The organism is Paenibacillus sp. Marseille-P2973 (assembly GCF_018101095.1).
Classification (GTDB): Bacteria; Bacillota; Bacilli; order Paenibacillales; family Paenibacillaceae; genus Fontibacillus; species Fontibacillus vini.
On sequence record NZ_JAGQEH010000022.1, the window covers coordinates 24,027 to 42,124 of the forward strand.

An 18,098-nucleotide genomic window follows, 5' to 3' on the forward strand; every position below is an offset into this window, starting at 1 on the left:
CCTTGAATTCAATACAAACTCAATTTCATGATTTGTTGAGCAAACAGAACATCGTCTTGTCTCCCGAGCAGATGCAGCAATTCGAGACTTATTATGAGGAACTGGTATCCTGGAACGAAAAAATGAACTTAACCGGCATTACGGAACGGGATCAGGTTTATATCAAACATTTCTATGATTCCGTAACGCTTTCCTTCTATTTAAAGATGGATCAGATTCATAGCTTGGCGGATATAGGATCGGGAGCAGGCTTTCCGGGAATACCTTTAAAAATATGCTTTCCGCATCTGAAATTAACTATAGTCGACTCCTTAAATAAACGAATCCTCTTCTTGCAAAATGTTGCTGATAAGCTGGGTTTGAAGGATGTGGAACTTCTTCACGGCAGGGCGGAGGATATGGCACGTAACGAAGGGTTGCGTGATTCATTCGATCTGGTAACGGCACGAGCGGTAGCTCGCATGGCTGTACTAAACGAATTTTGTCTTCCTTTTGCCAAACCGGGCGGCACTTTCGCTGCGATGAAGGGCAGTGATCCTGCAGAAGAGGTACGGGAATCGGCGAAGAGTTTATCGGAGCTAAGAGGAAAGCTGAAGGATAGTCATCATTTTTCTCTTCCGATGGAAAATTCGGAGCGCCATATTATTTTGGTTAGCAAAACCGGACCGACGCCTAAAAAGTATCCCCGCAAAGCGGGCACTCCTTTAAAATCGCCAATTTTATAATATTGAATGAACTTACCTCCTAGCAAATTGTTCCACGTGAAACAACTTTGCCAGGGGGCTTTTTTTTGTCATAAAGGCAAGCTTGTTTATCTTAAAATTCATTTATAAGAGAATAGGATTATAGAGGAAAAAGTGGTAGAATAGATATATCGCTAATTATTGTCGGGGCATTTGCTTCAACATTGGCTAATCCTAACTCATGCAATAGCCAAAAGGTGAGAATTTACCTTTTTGCACAATCGTTGTCCTGGGGTTGTATTTGCTTCAAGATATCGTTTATACATAGGGAGTCTTGCCTTAGGATGGGTGTATTTGCCCGGTTTCAATCGCATTTTCATTTGGAAGAAAATGTGCTTATAAGGTATGCCTTATGTCACTATGAAATTAGGTGGTAATCTGCGGAATGAAAGAACAATTTTCTAAATTGTTTGGTTTAACCGAACGATCGAACGGTGATGAAGTTAAGCAAATCCCGGTTGGGGATATAGTAGGGAGTCCTTATCAACCCCGCACTATTTTTGATGATGAGAAAATTGATGAGCTCTGCCAAACGATCCGTACTCACGGTGTTATTCAGCCGATCGTTGTCCGCTTCAGAAATGACAAGTATGAGATCATCGCCGGGGAGCGCCGCTGGCGTGCGGTTAAGAAGCTGGGCATGGATACGATTCCGGCTATTGTGCGGGATTTTAATGATTCCCAAGCCGCTTCCATTGCACTGATTGAAAACTTGCAACGCGAAGGACTTACTGCGATTGAAGAAGCGCTGGCCTATCAGAACCTGATCGATTTGCATCAGCTGACCCAGGAGAGCCTGGCTCAAAGACTCGGGAAAAGCCAGTCTACGATTGCCAACAAAATCAGACTTCTTCAGCTTCCTGAAACCGTAAAGACGGCATTAATGGAACGGAAGATTACGGAGCGCCACGCACGGGCATTACTTTCGCTGGATTCCGAAGAATTGCAGCTTAAAGTGCTGGAAGAAGTCATAACCAAGGAATTAAATGTAAAACAGACGGAAGCGCGGATTGCATTCTATAAAGAGGTTGCGAAGAACAAAAAGGCCTCGAAGCGTATTTCCTTCACTAAAGACGTGAGACTCGCTTTAAACACGATTCGCCAATCCATTGATATGGTCTCCGGTTCCGGACTCGCTATTAAAACGGCGGAAAAGGATCATGAGGATCATTACGAAATCGTTATTCAAATTCCAAAAAGATAATGTCCTTATCCGCTGGCCATAACCGAAAGGTCCGAGGTCAGTTTCTTTTTTGAAATCGAGCCGTAAGACGTAAGTCGCCAGGAGCACTGTGGTCTTTTTGTAGCAACAACTTGGTGAATACTTGCATATTTTTATAATCTACAAGAAGATTCTTCTATTATATTGAGGTGAAATGGATTGTCTAAAATAATTGCCATTGCTAACCAAAAAGGGGGCGTCGGAAAAACGACGACTTCCGTCAATTTGGGAGCTGGACTTGCATCAATAGGTAAGAAAGTTCTCCTTATTGATATCGACCCGCAAGGAAACACAACAAGTGGCGTAGGCATTAATAAAGCAGATGTAGCCAACTGTATTTATGATGTGTTGATCAATGAGGTGGATCCTAAAGAAGCGATCGCGCCGACGGATATTGATGGATTGAACATCATTCCTGCAACGATTCAACTGGCAGGGGCCGAGATTGAACTGGTTCCTACGATCTCGCGTGAAGTGAGATTAAAGAAATCGCTGCAGCAGGTTAAACATATGTATGATTATATTTTAATTGACTGCCCGCCGTCGCTCGGTATTTTGACGATAAACTCTTTGACGGCTGCGGACTCGGTACTCATTCCAATTCAGTGCGAGTATTATGCATTGGAAGGATTGAGCCAATTGCTGAATACGGTACGTCTGGTTCAAAAACACTTGAACACTTCTTTGCAGATAGAAGGGGTATTGTTGACGATGTTTGATGCCCGTACAAATCTTGGTATTCAAGTCATTGAAGAAGTGAAGAAGTATTTCCAGCAAAAAGTTTATAGAACGGTTATACCACGGAATGTTAGACTTAGCGAAGCGCCTTCTCACGGTCAGTCCATCATAACGTATGATCCCAAATCGAAGGGCGCCGAAGTGTATCTAGAGTTGGCAAAGGAAGTGGTTTCCTATGAATAAACGTTTGGGAAAGGGCTTGGATGCATTGATCCCGTCGCTTTCGGTTCAGGAAGACGATAAGGTGATTGAGATTCCATTGAAGCAGCTTCGTGCTAATCCTTACCAGCCAAGAAAAACCTTTGACGAAGAAGCGATCCGGGAATTAGCGGAATCGATTCGTCAGCACGGCGTAATTCAACCAATTATTGTACGCAGTGTATTGAAGGGATATGAAATCATTGCCGGGGAGCGACGTTTTCGTGCCTCGCAATTTTGCGGGAATACGACGATCCCTGCGGTAGTTAGAGCCTTCTCTGACCAGCAGGTCATGGAAATCGCACTCATTGAAAACCTGCAGCGTGAAAACTTGAACGCCATGGAAATCGCAGTAGCCTATCAAGGTTTGATGGATCAATTCCAATTAACGCAGGAAGAACTTTCCTTAAAGGTAGGAAAGTCCCGTTCCCATATTGCAAACTTTTTGAGATTGCTTTCGCTTCCAGAGGAAGTGAAGGATTATGTTTCACGTGGAACATTATCTATGGGGCATGCAAGAGCCTTGGTCGGATTGAAGGACGCTGGAAAGATTAAACAGCTGGCTAAGCAATGCATCGATCATGAGTGGAGCGTGCGCGACCTGGAGGATGCGGTAAAGCAATTGGACCGGAGCAAACAGGACAAAGCCAAACTCGTAAACAAGAAGCGCGACCCCTATATGGACGAAGTGGAAGAAAACCTGCGGGAGCGTTACAAGACAACAGTTAAGATTAAGGCAACTAAGGAAAAAGGAAAAATTGAAATCAACTTTTACAGCAAACAGGATTTGCAGCGCTTGCTCGATTTGTTGAATTGACAATGAACTGACATGACATACCCGGCTATCCTGTGGGGTAAGAGAGGCCTGTCCTTTCCTCGGGAAGTTGGGTATGTCATTGTATTCTAGGGAGAAAAAAAGGTTGCCGGATGGAGAAAGAGGGTAATCAGTATGAAGCAGCAATCGGTAATTTATTTGGACCATGCCGCTACCTCCTGGCCGAAACCGGCGGGTGTAGGAGAGGCGATGATGGAAATCCTTAACGGGCCATCTGCGAACTCCGGACGAGGAAGCTATGGCATGGCGTTAAAGGCAGCTCGCACTATATTTCAAACCCGAGTACGGCTTGCCAACCTGTTTCATATTGATAACCCGAATGATATTGTGTTCACCTCCAATACGACGGAAGCTCTGAACTTGGCGATTAAAGGCTGTCTGAAGCCGGGAGATCACGTGATTGCGACGATGGTAGAGCATAATTCGGTCAGAAGGCCATTGGAATATTTGAAGAGAACTCAAGGGATTCAGGTGGATTATCTCGCTCTGAATTCGGAGGGGGAGCTGGATCTAGCGGAATTGGAGCGAGCTTTTAGACCAGAGACGAAATTACTAGTATGTGCTCATAGCTCGAATTTACTTGGGAGTATTCTTCCGGTCGGAGAAATGAGCCGAATTGCACATGAACATGGAGCCCTCATTCTCGTTGATGCAGCTCAAACAGCCGGGCGGTACCCCGTAGATGTAAGTTCAATGGGAATTGATCTTTTAGCGTTTCCTGGTCACAAAAGCTTATTAGGTCCGCAAGGAACAGGCGGTCTGTATATCCACCCGAATGTGGATCTGGAGCCGCTGTTGCATGGAGGAACCGGAAGTCAGTCGGAAGCTTTGGAAATGCCGCTGGTCCGGCCGGACCGATATGAAGCCGGGACGCTGAATGCCGTAGGAATTGCCGGGTTGGGCGCCGGGGTAAATCAGGTGTTGGAAATTGGAGTCGAGCAGATCTATAGTCACGAGTGGCAATTGACGCAAAATATAATGACCGAATTAGGGAAAATTAAAAAGGTAACGCTGCTTGGACCGGAACCCGGCAAACCAAGAACCGGCATTGTTGCTTTTACAGTTGAGGATCAGGATGCATCCAGCGTAGCTTTTCAATTGGACCGTAAATTCGGTATTGCCGTAAGAGCCGGGTATCATTGTACTCCTCTGGGGCATATGACGGCAGGGACGTCGGCTGGCGGAGCCGTTAGGGCAAGTGTAGGTTACGCTACAACGGAGGGGGATATTGACGCCCTTATTGCAGCTATACAATACATCGCAAAGTGATATTTACACATAGGGGAGAGCATGCATGCGGGAGTGGAATGAACTCATTATTGATCAGTTGGCTTGGATTGTCGGTGGATTGGCGGTTTTGACGTTATGGCTGCTAATCTGGAATTTCATACAAGGCGGGAAGCTTAGAAAGGTCCGCCGCAGATATGAACAAATGATGCAAGGTACCGGTATTGAGGATCTGGAAGGTTTACTGATCGACTTGAAGAATCAGCAAGGGAAAATTGAAGACATTCAGTCAGAGCAGCAACAAGAGCTTGATAGAGTGAAGACATTGCTCCCCAAACAAAAGGCAAAGGTTGGAATCAAACGCTACAATGCCTTTGGCGAACGCGGCAATGACTTGAGTTTTTCCGTGGCTTTCGTGGACGATATGAAGAATGGTGTAGTCATTACCGGGCTATATAGCCGGGATGGATCGTATGTGTACGCCAAGCCCCTGACCGGAGGAGAGTCGCCGCATGCACTTTCATCGGAAGAGGTCGAAGCTATTGCTCTCGCCGGACTAGGGGAATAAAGCCGCGATTCCATTCTTTAATAGCCGTATAAACGCTGCTGGAAATGATTTCCGATAACCGCATGACGAGACTAAGACGAGTGTTTTGCAGCACAAAATATTCCATAAAGCCGCCGACATTGACGATCCCCGTTACATGGATATCGCCGACCGGCGGCAATTCTTTATTTACGCCTGCACCGGGGCGGAGAGGTCCTTGCACGACCTGGATCGAACCGACACTGGTAGTTTGTCCTAAGCAGGCATCGATCCCGACAATGAAGGGATTGATAAAAGACTGATTGATTTTATTAAGCGTTTCTTTTAAATTCATGGCATGAACAGGTTCTTCCAATGTTCCATAGAGGTGAAAATGGCCGCGATGATTCAGCTTGGAAAGTGCTGTACCTACAAGCGGTCCCAAGCAATCCCCGGTAGAACGGTCGGTTCCGATGCATACGATGACCAGCTCTTGACCGGGAGATACTTTGGCGAAATGCAGAAGCAGACGATGAATAATAGCGGAGTGAATGCCGGGCTCGGTGTGAGGTATTTTTAAATAAGGAATATCTTGTCCCGGAACCGTAGGTTGAATTTGCGACATATAATCTTCCTTTCCTAAATGGTGCATTGAGATGGCCTGCTAAGGCACTGCTTTCGGATATTAGTAGATAGTATATGGAAATTTCTGAAGTTATATACTCGGACTATAGTCGCAGAAAGGGGAGAGATAGGAGTTGGAGGATTGGCTGGTAATGGCATTCGACTCGACGCAGCAAGCACTGCGGGCCGAAATGCTGCTGGAATACGCAGAAGTGGAGATTGATTTATGCCCGACTCCTAAGGAAATCACGGCAGGCTGTGCATTATCCATTCAGTTTCCGCAGGAGTCTCTTGCGATAGTAAGAGAGATCGTCCTTCAGGAATCGGTGGAAATACGAGGAATCTTTTTCCGTCAGGCAGCAGGCTATGAGCAAATCGGACTTGAGGAGGGGACAGGATGAAACGATGGTTGAGCGTAGAAACGCCGGGGGGTGTCATTGAACAGGCGATAACCTGGAAAGATAAGATGTGGAATTGGTTTACAGATATGGATATGTGGCAGGCCTTTGTGTTCTCGGCGATTCGAATCATCATCATCTTTTTGTTGACCCGTTTATTTGTAAAGATAATATATAAGGTGATTGATAGATCTCTCGAACGGCGGGAAAAAGGCCGTCTGCAGGTAAACCCCCGCAGATTCATTACGGTCGGGGAACTGCTTAAGAATGTAACTTCCATTACAAGCAATTTTATTATGCTGATGCTGATTATGGGCGAGATTGGAGTGAAACTGGGTCCGCTGCTGGCGGGAGCCGGCGTGCTGGGTCTGGCCATCGGGTTTGGCGCACAAAGTTTGGTGAAAGATGTGATTACCGGCTTTTTTATTATTTTGGAGGATCAGTTTGCAGTGGGCGATGTCATCCAAACGGGAACGTTAAAAGGAACGGTGGAGATTATCGGCCTGCGCTCAACCCGGCTGGTTAGCTGGACCGGTGAAGTTCATATCATTCCCAACGGGATGATTACGAACGTAACCAACTATTCGCTGGGGAATGCCTTAGCGGTCGTAGATCTTCCGTTCAGCAATACGAGAAAACTGGAGGACACTCTGAACCTGCTGAAAAAGGCCATGCTGGACTTTTCGGAAAGCAGCGGGGATATCACCCAGGTTCCAAGCATCATGGGCGTACAATCGCTTACGGCCAGCGAGTATGTCGTCAGGATTGCCGTAGAGTGTCTGCCGGGCGTAAGGGCTAATGTGGAACGGGAGATTCAAATGTACGCCAAAGAGGCGCTGGAGGAAGAAGAGGCGCTCAGATTGGCTGCTGAAGCCCAGAAACAGCAGGATGTCCAGCCAGGTTGATCTGGAGGCTTATAACGTAAAAGAATCGGGTTAAAGTGCAGGAGGGGGACAAATGGAACGGAAATCTTTTCAATTGGGCGATGTCGTATTAATGAAGAAGAACCATCCTTGCGGCAGCAATGAGATGGAGATTATCCGGATGGGCATGGATATCCGAATTAAATGCGTAGGCTGCAAGCACAGTGTGCTTGTCCCGCGGGCGAAATTTGAAAAAAACATGCGCAAAGTGCTGCGATCAGCTTCCGAGGATCCAGGCCAAATCGACGGGGCGGGAGGGGCTCCCAATTAGCCCTGTAAACCGCAAAGCTGGAAAAGGAGAAGGCTTCGATTTCAGGTTAATAAACGCTTGAACATGGGGCCCTCCGGCAGCTTTTCGCCGATCAATTCTCATCATAAAGAGAAAGTATTGCAATTTGAAAAAAAGCATGGTACAATCATTCTTGCTTGTTAAATGGAGAGGTACCCAAGAGGCCCAAGGGGGTTGACTCGAAATCAATTAGGCGTCGCAAGGCGTGCGTGGGTTCGAATCCCACCCTCTCCGCCATTAACTTGAATGATCAAACCTTTCGTGTGAATACACGGGAGGTTTTTTTGTTTTATCGGCACATCATCCAAGCTTAGTCACTAATCAAACCGAAAAGGACCCTTACGGGTCCCTTTTCTGGTCGACGGCGAGCTTATTTGGAATTCTTGTCTCACAACCTAAGAAACGGTCGATGTTTGCTTTGGCAACCCGGACTAAAGAAGAGGGGTCTTCACTAACCCGAGATCTTGGCTTCTAAATCGTAGTGAATAAGACTCCTGAGTAATGTTGCTCGCTGATACCTCCAACGGAACCACACCTCTCTTGGCAACGCCGTCTGATTGTATTATGTGCAGGATGCAGGGTTCTATACACGAATTTTTTAAAATTTCAGCTATCCGGCAAAAACCTTAGTGTACACGCGCTTTTTCAGCCTTTTTCCACTTTCTGTCCTTATTCGTGGTCTCAGGAAACGTCTCTCCACGCTCCAAGGTAACCCGTTTGGGATTCTGAATTTGGGTATGGAAGCTGCGCGCCTCGCTGACTTCAACATAAATGCCCGGGTTCGGCGCTTTGTCGCCCGGTTCGAATTCGGTTTGCTCGCCCATTTTGCTGTTCCTCCTTTCTGCCCCGAAGAGGGGAATCAAACATAGTGTTTGTAATGCGGACTTAATCATGTACAAGTCAGAGCCGATAATTATTTACATACATAAACATGGCAGAGAGGATGATTGAAGATGGCAAGGCGTATGAGGGGATTGATCATAATGGTCATCATGGCGCTCGTTATTCCACTAATGCCTATATCGGTTAGTCCGGTGGAGGCCCTTGGAGAATGGATTGAAATATTCACCCAGCGAAATGAAGATAACTCCATCCTGGTTGAAGGATTGGCTAAAGCTTCATCTTTGAGTATCGAGTTGAGGGACGAAGATGAGAAGGCTTTTTTCTCCGCTACCGTAACGGTAAATAAAGACGGTTATTATCACCTGGTGACGCCTGCTTTTAAAGAAGAGGTGTTCAAAGAATCAAGGTTCTCCAAATACAATTACGGCATAGGAGTTTATGTGACCGTACCGGGTGGCGCACAGGCTGCGACATCTTTGCCGGACTACCGGGATCGTTACGAAACGCCAAGCCGATATGAAAAGTATCGCGAGGGCTACCAGGAACCGGTGCCCATTAAATTTGAACAATACGGAGTCGGATCGCAAGCTACCGTCGTCAAAGAACCAACCCAGTTGAAGGCTGTAGCCTCACCCGTGTCCGTAGCAGCCAGTGAAGCCCATACCTTGGCGCTCGGAAAGGAAGGGCAACTTTATGGATGGGGGAAGAACACGAACCACGAAATCAACGAGAGCGAAATGCCGGTGCTTCCGCCAACGCTCATTACCACCAACCCCAAAATCCGGAAGATTGAGGCAGGGGAGAAATTCTCCTTATATATTACAACGGATGGAGAACTATACGGTTGGGGAGACCTGAAGGATCTCGGCATAAAGACCGTTACCGGGATACCGACCAAGATCACATTGATCGATGAGCCGATTGCCGATATGAACGCGTTTAATCGGGGAGTTGCGTTGCTGACAAAGGCCGGGAACGTTTATCAACTGGGCGGGGTTGGTTGGGCTAATGAGGATGCGCGAGAATTCGTACATAATCATTACAGAAAAATATTAATCCAGGACGCAGTGGCGGTATCTATGAGCAATCATAAAGGCTACGCTTTAAAGAAGGACGGCACCCTATGGGGTTGGAATAATGCCATTGTAGAAGGGCAGACGACCAAAGCCGAGCAAATCGCCGGGTTCAAGGATATCCAAAAGTTCGATGCCGCCAATACGAATGATGAATATATCATTGCCATAGACAAAAAAGGCGAGTTGTGGGGATATGGGGACAATTCGGCAAGACAGCTTGGACAGAAGGTTCCCGCCAAACTGGTTAAACCTACGAATCTTACGAATATGGCGCTTAGATACAATAAAGAAACAGGCTGGAGTGCGGCCGGCAAGAAGCTGAATTACACCTCGGTGTCATTAACGGTAAACGGCGTCCTGCTGCTGACCCAAAACAAGGAATTGCTGACCTTCAATACTTATCCGCGCCTCGGAGACTTGAATAAAAACGTAAGCTTTATTGAAAATACGAGCCGGAATATCTTTTGGATCAGCGGCGGAAAGCTATGGGTTAGCGGATATGACAATGCTTTTGGACAACAAGGTATGGGAGTCAAAGTAAAGTAACTTAAGAAACTACGAGCAACATATTTTGGGTTCTTGCGCCGCGGTTCCCGATTTGATATACTACTATGGTGCGAGTTTAGACTCGTTCCTTGCTCCCAAGAGGAACAAGTTGGGGGCCATAGTCCACAAGGAGGTGAACCAGATGCGCAAATACGAAGTGATGTACATTATTCGTCCTGACCTTGAACAAGAAGCTGTTCAAGCTGTAGTCGAAAAATTCCAAGGCATCATCCAGAACGGCGGAGAAATTACGAAGCATGATGTAATGGGCAAACGCCGGCTTGCGTATGAGATTAACAAGATCCGTGACGGAGTATACGTACTCGTCAACTTTACAGCTACTCCTGATGTAGTTGCTGAGCTTGAGCGGATTCTGAAGATTTCCGACGAGGTTATCCGTTATCTCATTACAAAAGACGTAGCCTAATTCTTCAAGTTTTGTAAAACAAGAAGCCCGAAGGAGGGGATTTGATTGTTGAACCGTGTCATTCTGATCGGACGTCTTACCAAGGATCCGGAGCTGCGTTATACGCCATCCGGTGTAGCGGTCACTCAGTTCACGATTGCCGTGGACAGACCCTTTACCTCGCAAGGCGGAGAACGCGAAGCGGATTTTATTCCGGTCGTAACCTGGAGACAGCTCGCCGAGACGTGCGCAAACTATTTGCGCAAAGGTCGTCTGACGGCTGTGGAAGGACGTATTCAAGTACGGAATTACGAAAATAACGAAGGTAAACGTGTTTACGTCACCGAAGTCATTGCCGATAATGTCCGTTTCTTGGAGTCGAACCGCGAAGGCGGAGCAGGTGGCGGAGGACAACGTGAGGAGACTCCATTTGGAGGTAGTGGCAGTGGCGGTGGCAACACCGGTCGCAGCAACAATTTCTCGCGCGGCAATCAAAATGATCCTTTCTCCGATGACGGGAAGCCGATCGATATTTCGGATGATGATTTGCCATTTTAATTACGGAAAGGACTGAATAGCATGAGCTTCAAACAAAGAGAAGGCGGAGACGACAAGAGACCGGCTCGCCGCGGCGGCCGTAACAAACGTCGTAAAGTGTGCTTCTTCACTGTGAACAAGATTACTCACATTGACTATAAAGATACTGAACTGTTGAAGAAATTCATCAGTGAGCGCGGCAAAATTTTGCCACGTCGTGTAACAGGTACGAGCGCTAAATACCAACGTCTTTTGACTGTTGCAATCAAACGCTCCCGTCAAATCGCTTTGCTTCCGTACACTACGGAGTAATTGGCGGTATGAAAGAGACAGCCGAATCCTCATGGATCCGGCTGTTTTTTTGTTCTAAATGAGAGTGAAATCCCTAGATTTGACGAATTCTGTCATGCTAAAAGCAGGTAAAAAATAGCCTAAAAAGATATTGACGTAAGGTTAATTAACATGTATTATTTACAATAATCAAGTTGGGGATTTTCCCCAGTCTTTACGGGGTTTCTCAACACCTTATTAACCAGTGGTTTATATTGACGCTTTGACGCTTTATCTCATTAACATAAGTTTTATACTATGTTTAATCTTCTTTTGTATACTTCCTCATAGATATAGTTGAATGCTGGTCCTTAACAAGATACCAAATCAAACTATTTTGAATTCACCGCATGTTCTCAAGCTATACTTCCAAGACCTGACATCGATTGCCTATTAAATTCATGAAACCAAGAAACCAACAATCGTAATGATCTCATTTATTCCTGCTGTAGCAATACTCCTTTCATTGGCAACTACGCTTAAGGTAAGGTTCGATTTTGTGTAGAAAATCGAGGTACCAACCCGTGGCGAAAGTTATATAAAGAACACAGATTCGTAAGGAACAAGGGGGGATTATAGAAAGAAAGCGCTTCACTGAATGACGGCTTTTTAAAATGTCAGCTACATATTCTGAAGGAGGAGTCTTGGTATGAAGTTAAAAAGGATGAATTGGTGGTCTGTTCTGCTTATAGTATCTCTGGTTGGTATTTTATTTACCGGGTGCAGTACCAATAACAATGCTTCTACATCTACCCCGCCCGCTACAGAGAATAACACCAATAAAGAAAATGACACACAGACAGAGGCGCCTCCTGCGGCCGACCAGCCGGTTGACGGCGGAACGATTACGCTTAGTACATTCTCCGATATTGTAAGTCTTAATCCTGTATTTATAAATGATACTTCCTCAGGCGATGTGGCTCAATTTCTGTTCGCCAAACTGTATGATTTGAACCGTGAAGGAAATGTAACTGCAGAACCGTGGTCGCTTGCAGCTGAAGCCCCTAAGGTATCTGAAGACGGAAAGACATACACTGTTAAATTGAAAGATTCGGCTAAATGGAGCGACGGCCAACCGGTAACGGCGGACGATATTATCTTTACGATCGATACGATCCGGAATCCGGAAGCAGGTGCTCCTGGCATAAGCCTTATGGATAAAGTAGATAAAATTGAGAAAGTGGATGACAAAACCGTAAGTATCACACTGAAGCAAATATACGCACCATTCCAGTACTCGTTAGTAGTAGAATTGATACCGGCTCATGTATTGAAAGATATCCCTGTCACAGAACTCCAAAAAAATGCCTATGGTACCGATCCGGCGAAAACGGTAACGAACGGGCCGTGGAAATGGACAGCATGGAAACAAGGCGAGAGCCATACGATGGATGCGGATCCGAACTACTGGGGTGAAGTCAAACCGCATATCGCACAAGTAATTTATAAAATTTATGCCGATCAAAATACAGAAGTTCAAGCGTTGCTGAAAGGCGACACCGACCATATCAGCGCAATTCCGGTTACCCAGGTAGAAGCGGTTAAAGGAAACGACAAAATCGCTATTATTGAAAAACCGGGTGCACAGTATGAATATCTCAACTTCAACTTTGATCCGAAGAACTTCCCTGACAATTACGGATTGTTCGAAGGTCAAAAGACAAGACAGGCGATTGCTCACGCTTTGAACCGTCAAGGAATGGTCGATAACATCCTTAAAGGTGTCGGTGCGCTGATGAATGCTCCGTTCCTGCCGGATACATGGGCTGACCCGAAAGACGCGGCTGTAAACTATGATTACAATGCGGAAACAGCTAAGAAGCTCTTGGCTGAAGACGGATGGGTTGCCGGTAAAGACGGCATTCTTGAGAAGGACGGACATCGCTTCTCGTTCGAGCTTCAATATAATGCGGGGAACAGCCGCCGGGAACAAGTTGCGGCCGTTATTCAACAGAACCTTAAAGATGTAGGCATTGAAGCAACACCGAAGGCTATCGATTTCGCAGCCTGGATCGATCAAAACGTAACACCGGGCAAATACCAGGCGTTGCTGCTGGCTTGGTCGTTGAATACGCCGGATCCGGACTCGGAGAGCATCTTCTCCTCCAAATACTTCCCGCCGGCTGGACAAAACAGCGGCTGGTATAAGAATGAGAAGCTGGACCAGTTGTGGATTGACGGATATTCCACCGTTGATCAAAATGAACGGAAAGAAATCTACAAGGAAGTGGCTAAGGAAATCTCGACCGATCTGCCATACGTGTTCCTCTATCAATATGGTCAGGCTATCGGTACGGGTCCAAGAGTTCATTGGGCTGAAGAAGATCGTCCTGAACCATCGCTTGGATATGGTCAATACTTCCACGCTATCAAATGGTGGGTAACCGACTAAGGAACGGATACAGGAAATAGAATCACCGGAGGGGAAAGAGAATGTCTCTTTCTCCTTCTCCTTTAGGGGAAGAGGATTATTCGGAGATTCTATACCTTGCAATTTATAGGAGGATAGAACAATGACAGAATATCTGGTCCGTCGCCTGTTGCAATCGGTATTGGTCATTTTTTTAATTACTGTCGCTACTTTTCTTCTGATTCATGCGGCTCCTGGGGGTCCCACACAGGTCATGCTGGCGCCCGGTTTGTCGCCGGAAGCGATGGCACAGCAAAAAGCAAATATGGGGCTTGATAAGCCGATCCCGATTCAATACATAAAATGGGTGGGCGGTCTGCTTCAAGGTGATTTGGGCTACACTTTCAAAAATCACATTCCGGTCGGTGATCTGCTCTGGCCGCGGATGGCGAATACGCTCATATTAATGGGAGTTGCCTGGTTCGTTTCCTTGATCATCGCAATTCCATGGGGAATTTATAATAGTACGAGAGAATATGGTTTATCCGACCAGACCTCATCTTTTATTTCTTATTTAGGCTTTGCAATGCCGAGTTTTTGGTTCGGGATTCTGCTTCAGCAGTGGCTTTCTTTGGAACTCGATTGGTTCCCGCTTTCGGACATGCATTCCCGAGGCAAAGAGGGGGATATCGGCGACTTGTTCATGCATCTCGTGTTACCGGTCTCCGTGCTTGCTCTTGGTTTCCTTGCTTCCTATATGAAATACGCACGTGCCAGCATGCTGGAAGTGCTTGACCAGGATTATATCCGTACGGCACGGGCTAAAGGGGTCAAGGAACGTAAGGTGGTCTTCCGCCATGCGCTCCGTAATGCGCTGATTCCGATCATTACAGTAATCGGGCTGGATTTACCGATTCTGGTGGCGGGTGCTGCGCTGACGGAAAATGTGTTCAACTGGCCGGGTATGGGAAGGTTCTACGTGGAAAATGCCTTGGCTCGTGAATACTCCGTACTAATGGCGATTACGATCGTAACAGCGGTTATCGTTATTATCGGGAACCTGCTGGCCGACATTCTTTATGCCGTGGTTGACCCGCGCGTCAAAATCGGCGGCAAAGGGGGGAAATCGGCATGAGCGATATGAAAGCTGAAACATCTGCTGGAGCGGGTACGGATCCGTTGGTTGCGGCTCCGTTCGGGCTTCCCCCGGAATCCTATGATCCTTCGTCGGCAAAGCTCTCCCAAAGACCTCCGGGTCCTTGGAGAATGCTGTGGAGTAAATTTTCCCGAAATCCTTATGCGATGACCGGGCTTGTAGTATTGATCTTTTTTGTGGTAATGGCATTATTGGCTCCTTTTATATCGAAGTACGATCCTGCCCGGATTGATTTGATGTTCCCGAATCTGAAGCCTGGTGCGGATGGACATTTGCTCGGCACGGATGAGCTGGGACGCGATATTTTTACTAGACTGCTCTATAGTGCGCGCATATCACTTATGATCGGGTTCTCCGTGGCGATCGCATCGGTAATTATCGGTTCTATTGTAGGTGCGATATCCGGCTATTTCGGCGGATGGGTCGATACGATATTTATGAGATTGGTTGACGTCATGAACTCGGTACCAACCCTGTTCCTGAATATTCTTGTACTTGCGATTTTTAGCTCAGAAATCAAATATATGATTATGATTTTGGCCTTTACGAGTTGGATGAGTATTGCGCGCCTTGTACGCGGGAACTTCCTGCAGCTCAGAGAAATGCAGTATGTGGAGGCGGCCCGGGCAATCGGGGTTTCCAGCTGGGGGATCATCTTCAGACACTTGCTGCGCAATGCGAGCTTTCCGATTATCGTAAATGCTACCTTGATGGTAGGCAGCGCCATTTTGAGTGAATCGGCATTATCTTATCTTGGGCTCGGCATTCAGTCTCCGGCAACCAGCTGGGGAGTCATGCTCAGCAATGCGCAGGAATTTATGCTGGTTGATAAATTGCAGGCCTTATATCCAGGTCTATGTATATTGTTAGTTGTGCTCGCGGTCAACTTTATCGGCGACGGGATCAGGGATGCACTTGACCCTCGGCAAAGCATGAGCAAAACCCGGAGGAGGCTGAAGCAATGGCGGAAAAACTACTCGAAATCCGGAAACTGACGGTTGGATTCGTAACCGATAAAGGAATGGTCAAAGCTACCGATGAGATTACGTTGTCCATTCGTCAAGGGCAGACCGTCTGCCTGGTCGGCGAATCCGGCAGCGGGAAGAGTGTCACTTCGCTCGCCGTGATGCGGTTGATTGATTATGCCGGCGGAGTGATCGCGGATGGAAGCATTGAGTACCACGGACAGGATCTGGCGTTAAAGAGCCAGGAAGAAATGCGTCATATCCGGGGTAACCGGATCGCCATGATCTTTCAGGATCCGATGTCCTCGCTGAACCCGGTGTTTACGGTCGGGGAACAGATTGCGGAAAGCTTGCGTCTGCATCAGAACATGAGCGGTGACAAGGCCTGGGAAGCTGCGGTCGAAATGCTGCGTACGGTAGGCATTCCAGCTCCGGAAATCCGGGCAAAGCAGTACCCGCATGAACTTTCCGGCGGGATGTGCCAGCGCGTGGTCATTGCGATTGCGCTCGCATGCAAACCGGAATTGCTGATTGCCGACGAGCCGACTACGGCGCTTGACGTGACGGTTCAAGCCCAGATTTTGGACCTGCTCCGTAAACTACAGGCCGAGCTGGGCATGTCTATCCTGCTCATCACCCATGATATGGGGGTTGCGGCGGAGATGGCAGATCGCGTAGCAGTCATGTATGCAGGTGCAATTGTAGAAGAAGGGCCTGTGGAGGATATTTTCAACAATCCGAGCCATCCGTATACCATAGGTCTGCTGCAGTCTATTCCCGGTTTTGAAGGGGAGCGCGGCAGAGAGCTGTACACGATCCGGGGAACGATTCCGCCTATAGGTCAACTTCCTGCCGGGTGCCGCTTTAACCCGCGGTGTCCGCATGCCATGGATATTTGCCGCCAAAAGGAACCCTTCGACTTTTTAGTCGGGGATGGGGACGATCATCGGGCCGCCTGCTGGCTGTTTGAAGATCGGCCGGTGGCACTCGTTGACGGCAGAGGCGGCAGAGATGAGGTGAAGCGCGCATGAGTACGAAAGTCACGCTCAATAAACAAACTACAGGTGAAGCGGCAACGGAGGATGTAATCATTGATGTCCGTAACCTGAAGAAGTATTTCCCCATTCATAAAGGATTGCTGAGCCGGGTAGTCGGTCAGGTCAAAGCAGTGGACGACGTGTCCCTGACGATCCGGAAAGGCGAGACGTTCGGACTCGTTGGTGAATCGGGGTGCGGCAAATCTACGCTTGGACGGGTAATTCTTCGGCTTCAGGGAGCGACGGAAGGTGAAGTGATCTTTAACGGACGGAATATTCATGAAATGGGCGGAAAAGAACTGCGAGAGCTTCGCGAGGAAATGCAGATTATTTTTCAGGATCCGTTCGGGTCGTTGAATCCGCGCTTTTTGGTGAAGGACATTATCGGGGAACCGTTGCGCGTTCATCGGAAAATGTCCGGGAAAGAAATCGATGAACAGGTTGTCGAATTGATGGAGATGGTAGGTCTGGATGCCTCGCGCCGTAACCGGTATCCCCATGAATTTTCCGGCGGCCAACGGCAGCGGATCGGCATTGCACGCGCGATTGCGCTGAACCCGCAATTCATTGTGGCGGATGAAGCGGTATCCGCGCTGGACGTTTCCGTTCAATCGCAGGTCATCAACCTGCTGATGAAGCTGCAAAAGGAGCTAGGCCTCACCTTTTTGTTCATCGCGCACGGTCTTAACGTGGTCCGGCATATTTCCGACCGGGTCGGCGTCATGTACCTGGGCAAGCTGGTGGAAGTGGGGGAAACGGAAACGCTGTTTGCCGCACCGCTGCATCCTTACACGGCAGCCCTGTTATCGGCGATTCCAAAGCCGACCCCGGGGCGCCGGCAGGAGCGGATCGTCCTTCAGGGGGATGTACCGTCACCGGCCAATCCGCCTTCCGGTTGCCGTTTCCATACGCGCTGTCCTTTAGCGCAAGCAAAATGCTCCCAAGTGGAGCCGTTGCTGGAGGAGATTATGCCAGGCCGGCAGGTTGCTTGTCATTTTCCGTTAGTGAAGGGCGATTCCGGAGGCGTAAATTAATTAAATCAAGAAAGTTTAGCAAAGCTCGTCCTCTATTCTTGGGGGCGAGCCTTTTTTTATGGTTATATAAGGAATAGATTAGAAAATAATGTTGT

20 protein-coding genes and 1 tRNA gene are annotated in these 18,098 nt (G+C 47.5%); 19 read left to right on the forward strand and 2 right to left on the reverse strand.

The window, feature by feature from the left end; translation table 11 throughout:
- Positions 1 to 2 precede the first annotated feature (2 nt).
- The 6 genes from rsmG to KB559_RS23770 all read left to right on the forward strand — a co-directional run bounded on the left by rsmG (position 3) and on the right by KB559_RS23770 (position 5,531).
- Positions 3 to 725, forward strand: a complete 723-nt coding sequence (gene rsmG, locus KB559_RS23745) for a 16S rRNA (guanine(527)-N(7))-methyltransferase RsmG (protein ID WP_211025784.1) — start codon at positions 3 to 5, stop codon at positions 723 to 725.
- 403 nt (positions 726 to 1,128) lie between these two features.
- Positions 1,129 to 1,947, forward strand: coding sequence for a nucleoid occlusion protein (gene noc / locus KB559_RS23750; protein WP_211025785.1), 819 nt, complete (start codon positions 1,129 to 1,131; stop codon positions 1,945 to 1,947).
- A gap of 177 nt (positions 1,948 to 2,124) precedes the next feature.
- Positions 2,125 to 2,886 (forward strand): ParA family protein, encoded by a 762-nt coding sequence (locus KB559_RS23755; protein ID WP_211025787.1) that lies wholly within the window; start codon positions 2,125 to 2,127, stop codon positions 2,884 to 2,886.
- The gene (locus KB559_RS23760; protein ID WP_211025789.1) at positions 2,879 to 3,718 is read left to right on the forward strand and encodes a ParB/RepB/Spo0J family partition protein; all 840 of its coding nucleotides are present in this window, start codon (positions 2,879 to 2,881) and stop codon (positions 3,716 to 3,718) included. Before KB559_RS23755 ends, KB559_RS23760 begins: the two co-directional genes overlap by 8 nt.
- 132 nt (positions 3,719 to 3,850) lie before the next feature.
- A complete protein-coding gene (locus tag KB559_RS23765) occupies positions 3,851 to 5,005 on the forward strand; it encodes an aminotransferase class V-fold PLP-dependent enzyme (RefSeq protein ID WP_211025791.1) in 1,155 nt (384 codons plus the stop codon).
- Positions 5,006 to 5,030: 25 nt separating this feature from the next.
- Complete coding sequence (locus KB559_RS23770; protein ID WP_211025793.1) at positions 5,031 to 5,531, forward strand: DUF4446 family protein; 501 nt, start codon at positions 5,031 to 5,033, stop codon at positions 5,529 to 5,531.
- On the opposite strand, the gene yyaC is transcribed toward KB559_RS23770, so the two are convergent.
- Entirely contained in the window at positions 5,503 to 6,114 is a 612-nt protein-coding gene (gene yyaC, locus KB559_RS23775) for a spore protease YyaC (protein WP_211025832.1), read from the reverse strand. The two genes, KB559_RS23770 and yyaC, sit on opposite strands and share 29 nt — an antisense overlap.
- Before the next feature lie 151 nt (positions 6,115 to 6,265).
- On the opposite strand from yyaC, the gene KB559_RS23780 reads away from it, so the two are divergent.
- The 4 genes from KB559_RS23780 to KB559_RS23795 all read left to right on the forward strand — a co-directional run bounded on the left by KB559_RS23780 (position 6,266) and on the right by KB559_RS23795 (position 7,960).
- Complete coding sequence (locus tag KB559_RS23780) at positions 6,266 to 6,514, forward strand: putative Se/S carrier protein (protein ID WP_211025834.1); 249 nt, start codon at positions 6,266 to 6,268, stop codon at positions 6,512 to 6,514.
- On the forward strand, positions 6,511 to 7,416 hold the full coding sequence (locus KB559_RS23785; RefSeq protein ID WP_211025794.1) for a mechanosensitive ion channel family protein: 906 nt from the start codon (positions 6,511 to 6,513) through the stop codon (positions 7,414 to 7,416). The genes KB559_RS23780 and KB559_RS23785 overlap by 4 nt, the downstream gene beginning before the upstream one ends.
- Positions 7,417 to 7,468: 52 nt before the next feature.
- Positions 7,469 to 7,705, forward strand: coding sequence for a DUF951 domain-containing protein (locus KB559_RS23790; protein ID WP_211025796.1), 237 nt, complete (start codon positions 7,469 to 7,471; stop codon positions 7,703 to 7,705).
- 164 nt (positions 7,706 to 7,869) lie between these two features.
- Positions 7,870 to 7,960: transfer RNA gene (locus tag KB559_RS23795), tRNA-Ser, on the forward strand.
- A gap of 389 nt (positions 7,961 to 8,349) precedes the next feature.
- Here the strand turns inward: KB559_RS23795 and KB559_RS23800 are convergent.
- Entirely contained in the window at positions 8,350 to 8,547 is a 198-nt protein-coding gene (locus tag KB559_RS23800; protein WP_211025798.1) for a YjzC family protein, read from the reverse strand.
- A 129-nt stretch (positions 8,548 to 8,676) separates the two neighbouring features.
- Here KB559_RS23800 and KB559_RS23805 point away from each other — a divergent pair, with 129 nt between their 5' ends.
- The 9 genes from KB559_RS23805 (at position 8,677) to KB559_RS23845 (ending at position 18,003) form a co-directional block, all read left to right on the forward strand.
- Positions 8,677 to 10,188 (forward strand): RCC1 domain-containing protein, encoded by a 1,512-nt coding sequence (locus KB559_RS23805; protein ID WP_211025800.1) that lies wholly within the window; start codon positions 8,677 to 8,679, stop codon positions 10,186 to 10,188.
- Positions 10,189 to 10,330: 142 nt separating this feature from the next.
- Positions 10,331 to 10,615 (forward strand): 30S ribosomal protein S6, encoded by a 285-nt coding sequence (gene rpsF / locus KB559_RS23810; RefSeq protein ID WP_211025802.1) that lies wholly within the window; start codon positions 10,331 to 10,333, stop codon positions 10,613 to 10,615.
- Between the two features lie 45 nt (positions 10,616 to 10,660).
- Complete coding sequence (gene ssb / locus KB559_RS23815) at positions 10,661 to 11,152, forward strand: single-stranded DNA-binding protein (protein ID WP_211025804.1); 492 nt, start codon at positions 10,661 to 10,663, stop codon at positions 11,150 to 11,152.
- Between the two features lie 21 nt (positions 11,153 to 11,173).
- Complete coding sequence (gene rpsR, locus KB559_RS23820) at positions 11,174 to 11,443, forward strand: 30S ribosomal protein S18 (protein WP_211025806.1); 270 nt, start codon at positions 11,174 to 11,176, stop codon at positions 11,441 to 11,443.
- A gap of 667 nt (positions 11,444 to 12,110) precedes the next feature.
- A complete protein-coding gene (locus KB559_RS23825; protein ID WP_211025808.1) occupies positions 12,111 to 13,853 on the forward strand; it encodes an ABC transporter substrate-binding protein in 1,743 nt (580 codons plus the stop codon).
- 121 nt (positions 13,854 to 13,974) lie between these two features.
- Positions 13,975 to 14,946: an ABC transporter permease gene (locus KB559_RS23830; protein ID WP_211025810.1), complete on the forward strand. Its 972-nt coding sequence runs from the start codon at positions 13,975 to 13,977 to the stop codon at positions 14,944 to 14,946.
- The gene (locus tag KB559_RS23835) at positions 14,943 to 15,962 is read left to right on the forward strand and encodes an ABC transporter permease (protein WP_247682056.1); all 1,020 of its coding nucleotides are present in this window, start codon (positions 14,943 to 14,945) and stop codon (positions 15,960 to 15,962) included. Before KB559_RS23830 ends, KB559_RS23835 begins: the two co-directional genes overlap by 4 nt.
- Positions 15,929 to 16,963: an ABC transporter ATP-binding protein gene (locus KB559_RS23840; protein ID WP_211025812.1), complete on the forward strand. Its 1,035-nt coding sequence runs from the start codon at positions 15,929 to 15,931 to the stop codon at positions 16,961 to 16,963. The genes KB559_RS23835 and KB559_RS23840 overlap by 34 nt, the downstream gene beginning before the upstream one ends.
- On the forward strand, positions 16,960 to 18,003 hold the full coding sequence (locus KB559_RS23845) for an ABC transporter ATP-binding protein (protein WP_211025814.1): 1,044 nt from the start codon (positions 16,960 to 16,962) through the stop codon (positions 18,001 to 18,003). The genes KB559_RS23840 and KB559_RS23845 overlap by 4 nt, the downstream gene beginning before the upstream one ends.
- Positions 18,004 to 18,098 lie beyond the last annotated feature (95 nt).